Origin of the sequence: Ruegeria sp. HKCCA5763 (assembly GCF_013034545.1) — a bacterium.
Taxonomy (GTDB): Bacteria; Pseudomonadota; Alphaproteobacteria; order Rhodobacterales; family Rhodobacteraceae; genus Ruegeria.
In genome coordinates, this window is record NZ_WQGF01000001.1 from 178,654 (window position 1) to 194,947 (window position 16,294).

The window sequence follows — 16,294 nt, forward strand, 5'->3', positions numbered from 1 at the left end:
GGTAGCAAGTTTCTATGGTTTTACTTCCATGGGTGACGCTTTGATGCCCACTAATACTATCGATATCGTAACTCTTTAAGGTAAGTGGATTAGAAGGATGTTTTTGTTTTCCATCTGGTTCAGGTAAGGCAAGGAAACACCCAGCTTGGCTGCGAATTCCCGCTGGGTCAGGGTCAGTCGTGTGCGCATCTCGCGCAGCTTTGCACCCGCATAGAGTTTTTGAGTCGCCATTGAGGGCCTTTGCAAGTTTTCTAAAATCGAAGTCTAACTTTGCAAACCTATCCATGCAAGCTGTCAGAGCCCCAATTGCCGTTCGCGTCGGATGACGGCCGCTATGGCGCAAATGGCCAGCAGGGCGGTTGTCAACATCAACCACAGCAACGGCATTGCGCCGGTTTCGTGGGTCAGCAATGCGCCTGCCAGTGCGCTGAGTCCCGCACCACCGCCCAACATGATAGCACCACTCAGACCCGACGCGGTCGCCGCCAGATGTGGGCGAACAGATAGGGCGCCCGATGTTGCATTGGGAATAACCATGCCGTTGCCCACACCTACAAAGGTCATAAGTCCAAAAAAACTGAGTGCCGTACCGCTACCTGCCAGAAAAAGCAGGGCTGACAGCGCGACGCCGAAGGCGTTCAACAGGCTGCCCCAAAGCACCATGCGATTGACACCAATCCGTACGGAGTATCGCCCGCTGATGAAGTTCCCCGCAAAATATCCGACGGCCGGCGCGCCAAAATAGATACCGACCTGAGCAGCGCTCAACCCAAATAATTCCGTTCCGATGAACGGAGCGCCGCCCAGATAGGCAAAGAAGGCCCCTGACGAGAAGGCGCAGGCCAGTGAATACCCCCAGAAGCGGGGTGAGGTTAGCAACTCGGGGTATTCTTTGAATTGCTGTACGAGCGATTTCCCGCTTTTCGCTGCAGTTTCGCCGAAATCCGTGAATGTAAGGAACAAGGTTAAAGTGCCGATGGCAAATGGCAGCCAGAAATTGGCCTTCCAGCCGAGCGTCTCTTCCAGAATGCCGCCTATGGCAGGGCCGATCATGGGGACCACAGCCATACCCATGGTCACATACCCGATCATCGACGCAGCCTGATCCTGATCGTACATGTCGCGTACTGCGGCGCGGCTGAGTACCATACCCACCACCACAACCGCCTGGCACATCCTGAAAACCAGAAAGATCTCGGCATTGGGCGCGTAAATGCATCCCAGGGTCGCCAGTAGGAACAGCGCAAGACCCCAAAGCAGAACGGGTCTGCGACCTGCCTTGTCAGCGAGCGGTCCGATCACAATTTGCAGAATGGCGTTAATCAGCAGGTACAAAGCAATCGATAGCTGCATAACCTTGTAATCGGTTTCGAAATACAGCGCCATGTTGGGCAGGCTTGGCAGGAAAAGGTTCATGCTCAGGGCGGACAAGCCCGAAAGCAAGACAAGCGTTGCCAATGTAGGTGGTGTGCGCGGCACGGCGCCAGAGCTGAACTGCATGGTTCACATGTATAGCCACGGATTTTCGGAATGCCAGTCGTTGCCAAAAATCAATGCGATACTTAGCTAATTTGCAGTTATCCATATTGGTATTGCTAGTGTTTTGCAAATTTGCGGAAAAGGTCTTTGGTTGAGCAAGTCGAGCGGGTAGTGTCGCGCCAAATTTAATAGGGGATACTCGTCATGAAAGACATCCTTTCTGAGTTGGAAGACCGCCGCGGCAACGCACGACTGGGCGGTGGGCAGAGACGGATCGATGCCCAACATTCACGTGGCAAGTTGACGGCGCGAGAGCGGATCGAGTTATTGCTGGATGAAGGCAGTTTTGAAGAATTCGATATGTTCGTCAGCCATCGCTGCACAGAATTTGGGATGGAAAACCAAAAGCCTGCAGGTGACGGGGTTGTCACCGGCTGGGGCACGATCAATGGTCGTATGGTCTATGTGTTCAGTCAGGATTTCACCGTCTTTGGTGGATCGCTTTCGGAAACCCACGCACAGAAGATTTGCAAGATCATGGATATGGCGGTGCAGAATGGAGCACCTATCATCGGGATCAACGACTCGGGTGGGGCGCGAATCCAGGAAGGCGTTGCCTCGCTGGCAGGGTATGCCGAAGTGTTCCAGCGCAATATCACGGCGTCCGGCGTCGTTCCGCAGATCAGCGTAATCATGGGCCCCTGCGCCGGTGGCGCGGTTTACAGCCCGGCGATGACCGACTTTATCTTCATGGTCAAAGATTCGTCTTACATGTTTGTGACCGGTCCCGACGTGGTCAAAACTGTCACCAACGAGGTCGTGACGGCCGAAGAACTGGGTGGTGCATCGACACATACCAAGAAGTCTTCGGTTGCGGATGCGGCGTTTGAGAACGATGTCGAGGCTTTGGCAGAAGTCCGTCGACTGGTGGATTTCCTACCTCTAAACAATCGCGAGAAGCCCCCGGTCCGCCCCTTCTTTGACGAGCCTGGCCGGCTTGAGCCGTCGCTGGACACGCTTGTTCCTGACAATCCCAACACGCCCTACGACATGAAGGAGCTCATTACCAAGATTGCGGATGAGGGCGACTTTTACGAAATCCAAGAAGACTTTGCCAAAAACATCATCACCGGCTTTATCCGTCTAGAGGGTCAGACCGTTGGGGTCGTTGCCAACCAGCCGATGGTATTGGCGGGATGTCTAGACATTGACAGCTCGCGCAAGGCGGCGCGCTTTGTGCGTTTCTGCGATTGTTTTGAAATCCCGATCCTGACCTTTGTGGATGTTCCGGGCTTCCTGCCGGGCACCCAGCAGGAATATAGCGGTGTGATCAAACATGGCGCGAAGCTGCTTTATGCCTATGGCGAGGCGACAGTGCCCAAAGTGACCGTGATCACGCGAAAAGCCTATGGCGGTGCATATGTGGTTATGGCGTCCAAGCACCTGCGCGGTGATTTCAACTATGCTTGGCCTACAGCCGAGATCGCTGTGATGGGTGCAAAAGGCGCAACTGAAATCATCCACCGTGCTGACCTCGGGGATGCGGAAAAGACAGCACAGCACGTCGCGGATTACGAAGATCGGTTTGCGAATCCCTTTGTTGCGGCCGAGCGCGGCTTTGTCGATGAGGTGATCATGCCTCAATCGACCCGCCGCCGCGTGTCCCGGGCATTTGCCAGTCTGCGAGGTAAGCAGCTGAAGAACCCTTGGAAAAAGCATGACAATATCCCGCTTTGATCAATCCGGGGCAGCGCAGCCTGCCCTGGTGTTCCTTCACGCCGTCCGGCTGAAGTTTGGGCGAATATTGCCCAAAATTGAGGCGGAATTGACAAGAATCGGCAAATAGTTGAATGATCCGACCCGTTAGACATAGATCAGCGCAGTTCAAAAGCACTGCGCGCGCGATCCCGGAAGGAGGAGCTTGCCCTTGGCGAGTCCGGGGTCGCGCCATTTGTCTGATGTTCAGTGCGCTCTGTTCTCCGGGTCTTGCTCAATCAGATGCGCCGTTGCCGGTACCCTCGGGCCAACCTGTGCATTTGGATGACGTTCTGCTTGATAACAATCCGGGCGAGTTGTGGGTGCGCTTTCGTTTCATTGCGCCAAGGATCGGCGGGACGGTAGGGCGGATCACTTATGATGTGGCGTCCAAGGATATGGAGCACTTGTGCCAAATTCTGGCGGTTCCCTATGTGGCGGAACATGAGCTGCAGCCTGCGCGGGTTGTCATTTCGTTGTCGGACAGACCGCTGGAATTTGGCGATGTCGCCCCGGACGCGACGCAATTTTTTGAAGCCTACCGGCTGGAGCAGTCCCGGTGTATCTGGGAGGGGCTTTGATCATGAACTTTTCCCGTCATGAAGTCAGAGCATCTCAGACCAACGGTGCGGCTTTGGAGGTGCGCAACATGATTCCATCCCTTTTCGGGCATGATTTGTCCTTGTCTGTACGTGTTAAGCCGGGGGTGCTGACATGTTGAAGCATCGTGGCTTCCCCGGTCGCCTGACCGGTACGGATTTTCAGTTCACCATTCGTCGCGCCAATCCAAAAGGTGTGACGCCTCTGACCCGTCGGGAACGGTTTCGCGATCGCAGGCCTGCTGACAAGCGCGCAGATACCGCGTTCATGGAAGCGCTTTGGGTTCATTTCGGTGATCAGCCGTTCGAACGGGGCAACCTGGATGCAGGTCGCCTGAGCTGGTTGTTCGGGCGCGAGGTGGTTCCTGCAGAGGATCCGTTTGATCCGGCCAGTTATGATGCACTTTTGGTCATTGATGTGGATGCGGCTCGCGCATCCTTTCCTGATGTCATCGACGAGTTGGGCTGATTTTGACATTGGCTACCGCATATCAGAGAGCCGAACCCGGTGTTGCGGCGATCCTGCCCAAAGCCGGGCAGGATCTATGTGCGGTGTCAGAAGTTCAGCTGAGCGGCAAGCTGAACGCGATTGCCATCAAAGGTACGGCCGGTGGACGCGTCGTTCCGCTCACCATAGATGTACTCGGCGCTGAGGGTCAGATTGTCGGTCGCCTTGTAGAACGCGTTGACGTGGATCGTTTCCAGCTCGGTGAAGGACAATGTGCCGGTCGAGGTGGGAAGGTCATAATCTTCGCGACCATATGCAATGCCGACATTCCACTTCGGACTCAGGTCTTGTCTGAACTCGATAGTGTAGCCGTCAACATCATTCGCCTGACCTCCGACAATCGCATCTCCAATGCCGACGAGGTATGGGCCAAGGGCCTCACCCGTTACATAGTTGACCTGGAACAGCCCGCCTTGCCACGGGCGTACCGAGGCAGAGGCAGTAAAGCCTGTTTGGTCAACTTCAACACTGCCGGAATTGGCTTTGCCGTAAAGCACCGCACCGCGTGCGATGTAGGTGCCGTCGTTGTATTCCGCCGAGGCCGTGAGGACCGGATCGTCAGAGTTCGAACCGCTGACATTTTCTTCGACCGAAACGGCAAACTGAGCATTGCTTCCAAGCTGTCCAGTGTAACGCAGCTGCGGAACACGGGCGAAGGCGACGCCGACCGGGCCGTTGAATTCGACCGAGGTAGGATAGGAATCAAGCGGTTGGAAGTTGGTCCAGTACTGACCGATCAGGTACTGGTCCCCGATCGTGATGTTTGCGTGACGCACACGCAGCTCAGCGGTACCACCCGAGCCAAACAAGTCAAGTTCCAACTGCCCGCCGATGTCTCCGATTCCGCTTGGCGTGGAGGTGCGCAATCCGATCCGCGATTGGCGCACCGTGGCGCCAAAGGTGCCATCAGTCGCGGCAGAAGGTTCACCGATAACATTCACGAAGGCAGTGTCGCCCTGATCGAATTCGAAGTCATAGAAGAAATCGGCCTTGACGTAACCGTAAACGTCCAAAGTGGTGTTACCGATCCGAAAATCTCCGTCGGCGGTGCTGTTATTCGCGGATTCCAGCGCCTCGACCCTCGCGCGCAGTGCGTCGAGCTCGGCTTGGGTCTGGGCTTCCTGAGCATAAGCAAGGGTGCTGGTCACACTGAGTGCAGAGGCAGCAAGCAGGAGTGCCTTCAGTCTTGTAGTCGTCATGTGGGTATTTCCTTGTGTGCGAGTGTGCAAACCCAACGTTTCACGCGTTCAGTAGCGACGGAAATCACAAGGGTGAGACGAAAAACTATAATTTTCTCAAGGAATTGTGTGGCTGAAGCTAAGAAAAATCACGACTGGGTGAACCGATCTGTCAATCATATGAATCCAAATACGATTTTGCTTATCAAAAAAGTGTCATGCCGTGATGCCGCGTGTGTAAAGCTTCTGTGCGAGGAGCTGGTTTGTAACAGAAATGTGACGGGCAAGATGGCTTCGCTATCCGTGGGTCGTAAAAGAGGTTTCGGCGCAAACTTGCGCGAGGTCTCGCTGCATGGGCAGATTCCAGCCGAGACAACGCGCAGAAACAATGCTGTGTTTTCTGGTGAGATTGTGGCGTGCAAGGTGAACGAGCCGTGCGGCTCTACTTTGCCTGCGCCGCACGTGCACCTACTATTCCGTACCCCTTCCTCACGCGGGCAGGCTTGTGTTCCCCACAAAGACCTGTCCGCGTTTTTCTTTTTGCGAGAACGCGGCGAACAAAGGCAAAAACCTGCACAAATTCTGCCTGTACACTCTTTGATATTGAATAACAGTCTGCGTTTCGCGCATCTGACGCCCAACAAACCAAGAAACCAAAAAGGGCAGATATCATGCGAATCTCACGGCTCATCTTTGTTGCGACGATCTGCGCGGGCTTGGCTGCGTGCGGCGACACCACAGGCGAACAGGCTATCCTGGGTGGTGGGGCCGGCGCTGTCGGCGCAGCCGTCCTCAATGCCGACCCGCTTTTCGGCGCGGCCGTCGGCGCAGCGGGCAACGTGCTTTACTGCAAAACGCAGAACACCTGTAACTAACGCATCATTTTGGGGGCGCCTTTCGTCCCGTCCGTCATCGCGCATCACGCCGTCGCGGGGATCGTTCCCTGCGGCGGCGTTTTGCGTTTCCAGAACACCAAGCCAAAGGACGTTCCATGTTCAATAAGATCCTGATCGCCAACCGGGGCGAGATCGCCTGCCGGGTTATCAAAACCGCCCGCAAAATGGGTATCGGCACAGTTGCCATTTATTCGGACGCGGACAAGAACGCGCTTCATGTGTCGATGGCAGATGAAGCCGTGCACATTGGGCCGCCGCCAGCCAATCAGTCTTACATCGTGATCGACAAGGTCATGGACGCTATCCGCCAAAGCGGTGCACAGGCCGTTCACCCTGGTTATGGCTTCCTGTCGGAAAATGCCAAATTCGCCGAAGCGCTGGAAGCCGAAGGCGTGGCCTTTGTCGGCCCCCCGAAAGGCGCGATCGAAGCGATGGGCGACAAGATCACCTCGAAGAAAATTGCTCAGGACGCAAATGTTTCGACGGTTCCAGGCTACATGGGCTTGATCGAAGATGCGGATGAGGCGGTCAAAATCTCCAACGAAATCGGTTATCCGGTCATGATCAAGGCCAGCGCCGGGGGCGGTGGTAAAGGCATGCGGATCGCGTGGAACGACGAAGAAGCGCGCGAGGGCTTCCAGTCGTCCAAGAACGAGGCCGCGAACTCGTTCGGGGATGACCGGATTTTTATCGAGAAATTCGTCACCCAGCCGCGCCACATCGAAATTCAGGTTTTGTGTGACAGCCACGGAAACGGGATCTATCTGGGCGAGCGCGAATGCTCGATCCAGCGCCGGAATCAGAAAGTGGTGGAAGAGGCACCGTCGCCTTTCCTCGATGAAGCGACCCGCAAAGCTATGGGCGAACAGGCCGTGGCATTGGCCAAGGCCGTGGGTTATTCCAGCGCGGGCACGGTGGAATTCATCGTCGATGGGGAAAAGAACTTTTACTTCCTGGAAATGAACACCCGCCTGCAGGTGGAACACCCGGTCACCGAGTTGATCACCGGCGTTGATCTGGTGGAACAGATGATCCGCGTGGCCGCTGGTGAGCCATTGTCGATCACGCAAGACGACGTGACGCTGACTGGCTGGGCGATTGAAAACCGTTTGTATGCGGAAGATCCCTATCGCAACTTCCTGCCGTCGATTGGCCGTCTGACCCGTTATCGCCCACCGCAAGAGGTTGCGGCTGGTCCGATGCTGGTCAACGGCAAATGGCAGGGCGACGCGCACGAAGGTGAAGCGGCAGTGCGCAACGATACCGGCGTCTACGAGGGCGGCGAGATCAGCATGTATTACGACCCGATGATTGCAAAACTCTGCACCTGGGCACCGACCCGCGAAGCCGCGATTGAGGCGATGCGCGTTGCCCTGGACAGTTTCGAGGTTGAAGGCATTGGTCACAACTTGCCGTTCCTGTCTGCAGTGATGGACCACCCGAAGTTCATCAGTGGTGACATGACCACGGCTTTCATTGCCGAAGAATATCCCGATGGGTTCGAGGGCGTATCCTTGCCCGAAGATGACCTGCGCCGGATCGCTGCATCCTGCGCGGCCATGCACCGTGTGGCCGAAATCCGCCGCACCCGCGTGTCGGGTCGGATGGACAATCATGAACGCAAGGTTGGCAAACGCTGGGTTGTATCGCTGGAAGGTCACGAATTGCCGGTTCAGGTGAACGCAGACAAAGAAGGTGCGACCGTCAAGTTCGAAGATGGCTCGACCCTGCGTGTGGCCTCGGATTGGACGCCGGGCGATCAGCTGGCCGTATTAGATGTCGATGGCAGCCCGTTGGTTCTGAAGGTGGGCAAGGTTTCGGGCGGGTTCCGCATTCGCAACCGGGGGGCCGATTTAAAGGTTCTGGTGCGCCGTCCGCGTCAGGCAGAGCTGGCCAAACTGATGCCAGAAAAACTGCCGCCGGATACCTCGAAAATGCTGCTGTGCCCGATGCCAGGCCTGGTCGTGAAGATCGACGTGGAAGTCGGGCAAGAGGTACAGGAAGGTCAGGCGTTGTGCACGATTGAGGCGATGAAGATGGAGAACATCCTGCGCGCCGAGAAGAAGGGCACTGTTGCCAAGATCAATGCTGGTCCCGGCGACAGCCTTGCCGTAGACGAAGTGATCATCGAGTTCGAATGATCATGAAGACGCTTTCGACACATCTTCCAAAGGCTCCGGCGTGCCACGCCGGAGGCCGTGGAGGTGTCGAAAGTGTTCAGCCACCCTCGCGCCGTTCGCGGATTTCGCGCTCACGCAGGGGTGTCTTGTCGATTGATCGGCCGATCTCGCGAACGCTCCAAGGGGAGGGTTTGCGTAGTTTCACCACGCCGTCTTTGTCGACAAACACCATCTGGAACCCGCGCGGGCGCAGTTGCGCCCTGATCGGGGATTTCGCTGACGGGTCGGTATCAGTCAAGACCACGACGTCCCGGTCACGCATGGCCTGTTCGCCATCCAATAGCATGTCGATCTGTTGTTGGAATCGCGGGTCGGCTGGCGTGTCTGCAAAGACAACGATAGGGCGGTTGACCCATAGAAAATCGCTGAGTTCGCTGTCGCCTGCCGGGCGAACAAAGCTGTCATCTGAGGGCGCCGTGCCGTCCGCCGCCCAAGCGGCCAGCGGGATTAGTGCCGAGAAAACAAAGGCAAGCGTGCGAGTCATGTGGCCTCCTGTTCTTTCGAATATAGCCCCTGTCTCCGCGATTGCGACTGACGATTTACGCAGAACACTCAAAATTTTGCGCTTGCGCCTCGACGCAATGATCAAGCGCATGACCTAAATGCGGACGTTTTGCGACGGCCGCCACCCGAATTGACGAGAGGAAATCGAAATGACCGACACGAAGGACTGGAAAGCGCTGGCCGAGAAAGAGCTGCGCGGACGTCCGTTGGACGATCTGACCAAGGAAACGCTGGAAGGCATCGCCGTCAAACCACTTTATACGCAAGAAGATACAGCGGATCTGCCGCATATGGGCTCGCTGCCGGGCTTTGGCCCGTTTACGCGCGGGGTGAAGGCGACGATGTATGCCGGTCGTCCGTGGACGATCCGCCAGTATGCGGGCTTTTCGACGGCCGAGGAATCAAACGCCTTTTACCGCCGTAACCTGGCAGCAGGTCAGCAGGGTGTCTCGGTCGCTTTCGATCTTGCCACGCACCGTGGTTATGACAGTGATCACCCGCGTGTTGTCGGCGATGTGGGCAAGGCCGGTGTGGCCATCGACAGCGTGGAAGACATGAAGATCCTGTTCGATGGTATTCCGCTGGATAAGGTCTCGGTCTCGATGACCATGAACGGTGCGGTGGTTCCGATCCTGGCCAGTTTCATCGTTGCGGGGGAAGAGCAGGGCCATGACAAATCGGTGCTGTCCGGCACTATTCAGAACGACATTCTGAAAGAGTTCATGGTGCGCAACACCTATATCTATCCGCCCGAGCCGTCGATGCGGATCATTTCGGACATCATCGAATACACCTCGAACGAGATGCCGAAATTCAATTCAATTTCGATCTCGGGCTATCACATGCAAGAGGCCGGGGCGAACCTGGTGCAGGAATTGGCCTATACGTTGGCGGACGGACGCGAATACGTGCGCGCCGCGACCGAGGCCGGGATGGACGTGGACAAGTTTGCAGGCCGTCTGTCCTTCTTCTTTGCCATCGGCATGAACTTCTTCATGGAGATCGCCAAACTGCGCGCGGCGCGGACCCTATGGCATCGCGTGATGACCGAATTCGGTGCAAAATCCGAGCGGTCAAAGATGCTGCGTACCCATTGCCAGACCTCGGGCGTGTCGTTGCAGGAGCAAGATCCCTATAACAACGTGATCCGCACAGCCTATGAAGCGATGAGCGCGGTTTTGGGTGGCACCCAGTCGCTGCACACCAATGCGTTGGACGAGGCGATTGCACTGCCAACTGACTTCTCAGCGCGCATTGCTCGGAATACCCAGCTGGTGTTGCAGGAGGAGACCGGCGTGACCGACGTGGTCGATCCCTTGGCGGGCTCCTACTATGTCGAAAACCTGACCAATGAACTGGTCGAGAAAGCCTGGGCGCTGATGGAAGAGGTCGAAGAAATGGGCGGTATGACCAAGGCCGTCGCCTCGGGTATGCCCAAGCTGAGGATCGAGGAAAGCGCCGCTCGTCGTCAGGCCATGATCGACCGGGGCGACGAGGTGATCGTTGGCGTCAACAAATACCGCAAGGAGCAGGAAGATCCGATCGACATTCTGGATGTCGACAACGTTGCGGTGCGCGAAGCACAGGTCGCGCGACTGGAACGTATCCGCGCAACCCGCGATGAGGCCGCGTGTCAGGCTGCGCTGGACGCGCTGACCAAGACCGCTCAAGAGGGTGGAAACTTGCTGGCCGCCGCGGTTGAGGCCGCCCGCGCCCGCGCATCCGTAGGAGAGATCAGCATGGCAATGGAAAAAGAGTTCGGTCGCCACCGCGCTGAAGTGAAAACCCTGGCCGGTGTGTATGGGGCGGCTTACGAAGGTGACGAGGGCTTTGCCGCGATCCAGAAGTCCATTGAAGAGTTTGCCGAAGCTGAAGGGCGACGCCCCCGTTTGCTGGTGGTCAAGATGGGGCAGGATGGTCACGACCGGGGTGCCAAGGTCATTGCGACCGCATTTGCGGACATTGGGTTTGACGTCGACGTTGGGCCTTTGTTCCAGACACCGGCCGAGGCCGCGCAGGACGCCGTGGACAATGACGTGCATGTGGTCGGGATTTCCTCGCAAGCCGCAGGGCATAAGACGCTGGCCCCGCAGTTGGTCGAAGAGCTCAAGAAAGCCGGAGCCGAGGATATTATCGTCATCTGCGGCGGCGTGATCCCGCAGCAGGATTATCAGTTCCTGTACGATCATGGGGTGAAAGCGATCTTTGGCCCAGGCACCAATATCCCCGAAGCTGCACAGGACATCCTGCGTCTGATCAGTGAAGCGCGCAGCTAAACGGCGATCAAGATTTTCGTCGAAATATCTTGTGATCCCGCGCCAATGGCGGAAACATGCGGCCAGACCTGACCGGGTCTGGTCGAATTGTCTTTAGGAGGCGCGCATGTTGCTCGATCATCTGGCCGTTGCAGGCGAAACGCTGGAAGAAGCCTCCGCACATGTCGAACAGGCTTTGGGCGTTGCGTTGCAGGCGGGCGGCAAGCACGAGAAATTTGGTACCTATAATCGACTGCTGGGGCTCAAGGATGGTCTGTATCTTGAGGCGATTTCCATCGATCCTGACGCCCCCCAACCAGAACGAACCCGCTGGTTCGATCTAGACCGGTTTACGGGCAAACCCCGCTTGAGCAACTGGATTTGTCGCGTGCCAGACATCGAAGCCTCGCTGTCGGTGTTTCCCGATGGTGTCGGGACACCGATTGATCTGACTCGTGGTGCCCTGAGTTGGCGTATGGCCGTGCCGCCGACCGGCCGACTTCCGTTTGACAACCTTTTTCCCGCGTTGATCCAGTGGCAGGGCGATCTGCACCCGGCGCAGATGTTGCAGGACAGCGGTTGCCGCCTGCGCAGGCTGGTCGTGTTCCATCCGGATGCGCTGACACTGGCCACACATCTTGGCGCGTTGGACTGGGTGGTATTCGATACGGGACCAGCTGCCTTGCGGGCCGAGGTTGAAACCCCGCACGGTCTGCGCATGTTGGAATGAAGGTTCGCCCGGCACGGCCAGCAGATGCGCTTGCGATTGCCGAGATCGCCAATCAGATCATTCGCGAGACGCTGGTCACGTTCACCACCGATACTCGCAGCGCTGAAAGCATCGCCGAAGATATCCGCGCCCGAGGTCCCGGGTTTCTGGTTGCAGAAATTGAAGGCCGCGTGGTCGGATTTGCGACCTTTGGGCCTTTCCGCTCGGGCCCGGGTTATGCGCATAGTTGCGAACACTCCATCCAATTGGCGCCTGAAGCGCGCGGCCAAGGCGTGGGCCGCGCCCTGATGGTCGCACTGGAGAAAGCTGCGCGAGCCAAGGGGGTCCACGTCTTGGTTGCTGGTATCTCATCCGCAAACCCGTCTGCTGTTGCATTCCACGCAGCGTTGGGGTTCGAACAGGTCGGGGTTATGCCTCAAATCGGTTACAAATGGGGGCAGTGGCTGGATCTTGTGCTGATGCAGAAAATTCTTTCCCCGGATTGATCTATCGCACCTGACAGTCCCGAATTGTGGCGCTAGGGTACGCCCATGTCGATTTGGACTCGCATATCAGACGCTCTTAGCGCACTTGCACAGGGCGAAAGCCTGACCGCTGTTTTTGAAAAGCTTCGCTCACCGCCTGAACGCTCGGTGGCGTTTACGATTGCCGTCATTGCGCTTGGCGCAAAAATGGCTAAGGCAGACGGGCAGGTGACGCGGGACGAGGTCACAGCCTTCCGCGACGTGTTCCAGATCGCACGCGAGGATGAGGAGGGCGCGGCGCGGGTTTTCAACATGGCGCGCACGGATGTGGCCGGGTATCAGGATTATGCCCGCAAGATCGCCCGGATGTTTTCCGAAGACAGCACCACACTGTGCGACCTGATGGAAGGGCTGTTTCACATTGCGATGGCCGACGGGTTCTATCATCCCAATGAGAATGAGTTTTTAGAAGAGGTCAGCCGCATCTTTGGTCAAACAGATGCGCAGTTTTTGGCCTTGCGTGCGCGGTTTGTGCCGGACGCACCCAACGACCCATATGTGGTTCTGGGAGTATCCCGGGATATGCCCGTGGCCGAGATCCGCAAGGTCTGGCGTCAGCTGGTGCGCGAGACACACCCGGACGCCATGATGGCACGCGGGGTCCCCGAAGAAGCGATCCGGTTGGCTGAAAAGAAGATGATCGACATTAATCGCGCCTGGGACGAGATCAACGGCGCGGCGGCCTGAGGGGATGCGGTTGGCGACCTATAATATCGAATGGTTCGCCAATCTTTTCGACAAGAATGACGCCCTTATTGTCGATGACAGCTGGTCCGGCAGGCACGATGTCACCAAAGCGCAGCAAGTTGAGGCAATTGCCAAGGTTCTAACCGCGATGGATGCCGATGCAGTGCTGATTGTCGAGGCACCGAACACCGGCAAACGACAAAATACAGTGCGTGCTTTGCAAGGCTTTGCCGAGGCATTCGAACTGCGCACCGCCGATGCGGTGATGGGCTTTGCCAATGACACACATCAGGAATTGGCACTGCTGTTTGACAGAACTGTTCTGAGCGCACGTCACGATCCAAAAGGGGGCATTGAAGACGGGTCGGCTCCTCGGTTCGACGGTGAATTCAGAATTGATCTGGATGTTGACGCGACCGAAGACATTGTTGAGTTTTCCAAACCGCCAATGGAACTGGCGCTGACGACTAAGGCAGGCAATGAAGTCAGGCTTATTGGAGCACATCTGAAATCAAAGGCGCCGCATGGGGCAGAGTCCAGGGACGAAGCGATCCGAATCTCGATTGCCAATCGTCGCAAGCAGCTAGCGCAGGCAGTTTGGTTGGCCCGAAGGGTTGAGACGCATTTAGAACAGGACGAGTCTGTCATTTTGCTGGGGGATCTGAATGACGGGCCGGGGCTGGATGAATTTGAACACCTCTTTGGGCATTCATCTGTTGAGATTTTGCTGCAGTCCGGGCTGTATGATCCGCACGCGGTCAGGGCACATGAATTTCGGCCAGGTTCGATCCCGTCCACTGCGCGCTTTGCGCGCCCCGAAGAGGGCCGATTTCTGGAGGCGCTTCTGGATTACATCATGATTTCCCAAGATTTGCGTGCCTTTGATCCCGTCTGGCGTATTTGGCACCCATTTCGGGATACTGTTTGTTGGTCTGAACCCGAAATGCGGCAAGCGCTGTTGACAGCTTCGGATCATTTTCCGGTCACTCTGGATATTGACCTGTGATCTTTGCAGCCTCTGCCCAAAGGTTTATATCAAGGCTATGAAACGGATTGTTCTGATCAGCATCGTGTTGGCATCATTTGCAATGCCAGCTTCGGCCCAAGAAGACACTGGAAAATCCCTGATGGAGCAGGGAGCCGAGTTATTTTTCGAAGGGCTGCGCAAGGAAATGGAACCGGCGCTGGATGACTTGCTTGGATTGGCGGATGAGTTCGGCCCAGCCATGCAGTCGTTCTTGCAAGAGATGGGCCCGGCGCTGGCGGAACTGGCAGCTCAGGTCAAGGATTGGAGCGCCTATGAGGCACCCGAGATCCTGCCCAATGGCGACATCATCATCCGCAAAAAGCCGGTTGAAGACCTGCCTGAACATGAAAACAAGGACGAAGAGAACCCCGAGGGCACAACTGATATCTGAGTTTGCCTCAGCCCTTGATGATCACCTGCGTTTCAGATTTCAGGGCGCTTGCCAGCGAGTTCAGGCGTGCCTCGGCCACTTCGCTGAACAAAGGTGCCGCAGCCTCGGGTAAATACAGTTCTAACTCGCGCTTTTTCGGATAGAATTTCAGGCGCCCCATATTGGCTTCGTTGTGCATCCAGAGCATTGCGCCAAATCGCATGGCTTTTCCCAGAATTTCGGCCTGCTTCTGGTCTTTCTCGTCTAGCAACTCATACAGGGGCGTAAACCGGTTGCCTTCGCGTTTGTTCTTGTAACGATGTTGCAGGGCCAACCCGATAAAGACACGCTCGGAATGTTTCAAACCCCCAAGATTGGCGCGAGTGACATTGTCAAAGCAAACCTCGGCCCGATAATCGGGATGAGCGCGCCAACTGACATCGTGCAGCAGGCACGCGGCCTGAATCAGGCGTACGCGGCTGGGCGGGGCAGATTTGAACAGCGGCATGACAAAGTCATACAAGTTGCGGCCAAAACCAGGCAGACGCGCATCCTTTGCTTCGGAAAAGCGGCTGGCTTCGATCAGGGGGTCGCGGTCCCGCAGTTCCTGCGGCATCTGTTCATACAGCAACCCTTCGCGGATGCCATAGCTCGAAATCGCGATATCCTTGGGTTTGAAGGTTCGGATCAGCCGGGCCAGAACATCCATTGCATAAGGAATCAGCGACATACGAGAGCTTGAGACCCCAGCCTCGCCACGCAGTTTTTCGTAGTCGCTTTTTTCTATGAACTTGATGGTATCGCGCACTTGTTTGGTGGTCATTCGGTATTCGTGCAGCACGTTCAGTGGATAACCCCGCCGCAGCATGTCCAGTCGCGCAAAAGCTCGCCAACTGCCTCCGACCAGAAACAGGCGATCTCGCTGCGGACCCATCTGATCGCGCAGCTCTTCCATTGTTGACTTGATATGCGCCTTTCGGGCTCGTCGCCCGCCTTTGATGTCGCGCAGCTTCAGAGGGCCTAGGGCTGAGGTCACACGGCGACCGACCTGACCATCGCCGATTTCGGCCAATTCCATCGACGAGCCGCCAATGTCGCAGATCAGGCCGTACGCACCGGGCCAGCCTAGCAACACGCCTTGTGCCGACAGACGTGCCTCTTCCGCGCCGTCGATTACGGCCACAAGCAACCCGGTTTCTGCTTCGACCTGTGCGCAGAAATCCGGGCCGTCTTCGGCCTCACGCACCGCAGCCGTGGCCACCACATGCAGCCCGGGCAGATCCAGATCCATCGCCAGATGCTGGAATCGCCGCAGCGCCGCCAGTGCACGGTCACGCCCGCGTGGGTTTAACCGGCCCGTCTCGGACAGGCCCGCGCCCAGTTCGCACATCACCTTTTCGTTGTAAAAATAAGCCGGCGACCGGGCTGCGCCGTCGAAGATCACCATCCGAACCGAGTTCGATCCCACATCGACCACTCCGACCCGCGACAGGGCACGTGTGCCAGGGTCGTCGAACAAAGGTTTTCCGAAAGGTCCCCAGTCCGGGATGTCGGTTTCGACGGTCTGATCCATGTGTCTTCCAGATAGTGCAGTCAGAGGAT

At 56.9% G+C, this 16,294-nt stretch carries 15 protein-coding genes and 1 pseudogene; 11 read left to right on the forward strand and 5 right to left on the reverse strand.

All coding sequences use genetic code 11. From position 1 onward, the window contains the following. Window positions 1–99 precede the first annotated feature (99 nt). A pseudogene (locus GOV89_RS00900) lies at window positions 100–231 on the reverse strand (helix-turn-helix domain-containing protein); the annotation flags it as partial. Window positions 232–294: 63 nt separating this feature from the next. After that, a complete protein-coding gene (locus tag GOV89_RS00905) occupies window positions 295–1,500 on the reverse strand; it encodes a multidrug effflux MFS transporter (protein ID WP_171175443.1) in 1,206 nt (401 codons plus the stop codon). A gap of 183 nt (window positions 1,501–1,683) precedes the next feature. Between GOV89_RS00905 and GOV89_RS00910 the strand changes: the two genes are divergently transcribed. The 3 genes from GOV89_RS00910 to GOV89_RS00920 all read left to right on the forward strand — a co-directional run bounded on the left by GOV89_RS00910 (window position 1,684) and on the right by GOV89_RS00920 (window position 4,302). After that, window positions 1,684–3,216 carry an acyl-CoA carboxylase subunit beta gene (locus tag GOV89_RS00910; protein ID WP_171237214.1) on the forward strand — a complete coding sequence of 511 codons (1,533 nt, stop codon included), beginning with the start codon at window positions 1,684–1,686 and terminating at the stop codon, window positions 3,214–3,216. Between the two features lie 269 nt (window positions 3,217–3,485). Beyond that, on the forward strand, window positions 3,486–3,815 hold the full coding sequence (locus tag GOV89_RS00915; protein WP_253284444.1) for a DUF6497 family protein: 330 nt from the start codon (window positions 3,486–3,488) through the stop codon (window positions 3,813–3,815). Between the two features lie 133 nt (window positions 3,816–3,948). Further along, entirely contained in the window at window positions 3,949–4,302 is a 354-nt protein-coding gene (locus GOV89_RS00920) for a hypothetical protein (protein WP_171175437.1), read from the forward strand. An 86-nt stretch (window positions 4,303–4,388) separates the two neighbouring features. Here the strand turns inward: GOV89_RS00920 and GOV89_RS00925 are convergent, their stop codons facing one another. Further along, a complete protein-coding gene (locus GOV89_RS00925) occupies window positions 4,389–5,540 on the reverse strand; it encodes a DcaP family trimeric outer membrane transporter (RefSeq protein ID WP_171175435.1) in 1,152 nt (383 codons plus the stop codon). Window positions 5,541–6,190: 650 nt separating this feature from the next. Here GOV89_RS00925 and GOV89_RS00930 point away from each other — a divergent pair. Both GOV89_RS00930 and GOV89_RS00935 read left to right on the forward strand, forming a co-directional pair. Further along, window positions 6,191–6,394: a hypothetical protein gene (locus GOV89_RS00930; RefSeq protein WP_171175434.1), complete on the forward strand. Its 204-nt coding sequence runs from the start codon at window positions 6,191–6,193 to the stop codon at window positions 6,392–6,394. Window positions 6,395–6,510: 116 nt separating this feature from the next. Next, a complete protein-coding gene (locus GOV89_RS00935; RefSeq protein WP_171237216.1) occupies window positions 6,511–8,556 on the forward strand; it encodes an acetyl/propionyl/methylcrotonyl-CoA carboxylase subunit alpha in 2,046 nt (681 codons plus the stop codon). A gap of 76 nt (window positions 8,557–8,632) precedes the next feature. Here GOV89_RS00935 and GOV89_RS00940 read toward each other — a convergent pair whose 3' ends face one another. After that, window positions 8,633–9,079 carry a DUF4174 domain-containing protein gene (locus GOV89_RS00940; protein WP_171175430.1) on the reverse strand — a complete coding sequence of 149 codons (447 nt, stop codon included), beginning with the start codon at window positions 9,077–9,079 and terminating at the stop codon, window positions 8,633–8,635. A gap of 169 nt (window positions 9,080–9,248) precedes the next feature. Here GOV89_RS00940 and scpA point away from each other — a divergent pair, with 169 nt between their 5' ends. From scpA to GOV89_RS00970, 6 genes are all read left to right on the forward strand, one after another. Next, window positions 9,249–11,375 carry a methylmalonyl-CoA mutase gene (gene scpA / locus GOV89_RS00945; RefSeq protein ID WP_171237217.1) on the forward strand — a complete coding sequence of 709 codons (2,127 nt, stop codon included), beginning with the start codon at window positions 9,249–9,251 and terminating at the stop codon, window positions 11,373–11,375. A gap of 106 nt (window positions 11,376–11,481) precedes the next feature. Beyond that, entirely contained in the window at window positions 11,482–12,084 is a 603-nt protein-coding gene (locus tag GOV89_RS00950) for a VOC family protein (RefSeq protein WP_171237218.1), read from the forward strand. Then, window positions 12,081–12,569, forward strand: coding sequence for a GNAT family N-acetyltransferase (locus GOV89_RS00955; protein ID WP_171237219.1), 489 nt, complete (start codon window positions 12,081–12,083; stop codon window positions 12,567–12,569). Before GOV89_RS00950 ends, GOV89_RS00955 begins: the two co-directional genes overlap by 4 nt. A 45-nt stretch (window positions 12,570–12,614) precedes the next feature. After that, window positions 12,615–13,295: a molecular chaperone DjiA gene (locus GOV89_RS00960; protein ID WP_171175422.1), complete on the forward strand. Its 681-nt coding sequence runs from the start codon at window positions 12,615–12,617 to the stop codon at window positions 13,293–13,295. A 4-nt stretch (window positions 13,296–13,299) separates the two neighbouring features. After that, window positions 13,300–14,301, forward strand: coding sequence for an endonuclease/exonuclease/phosphatase family protein (locus GOV89_RS00965; RefSeq protein WP_171237220.1), 1,002 nt, complete (start codon window positions 13,300–13,302; stop codon window positions 14,299–14,301). Window positions 14,302–14,338: 37 nt separating this feature from the next. Further along, entirely contained in the window at window positions 14,339–14,713 is a 375-nt protein-coding gene (locus GOV89_RS00970; protein ID WP_171175418.1) for a hypothetical protein, read from the forward strand. A gap of 7 nt (window positions 14,714–14,720) precedes the next feature. On the opposite strand, the gene GOV89_RS00975 is transcribed toward GOV89_RS00970, so the two are convergent. Then, on the reverse strand, window positions 14,721–16,265 hold the full coding sequence (locus GOV89_RS00975; RefSeq protein WP_171237221.1) for a Ppx/GppA family phosphatase: 1,545 nt from the start codon (window positions 16,263–16,265) through the stop codon (window positions 14,721–14,723). Between the last annotated feature and the right edge of the window lie 29 nt (window positions 16,266–16,294).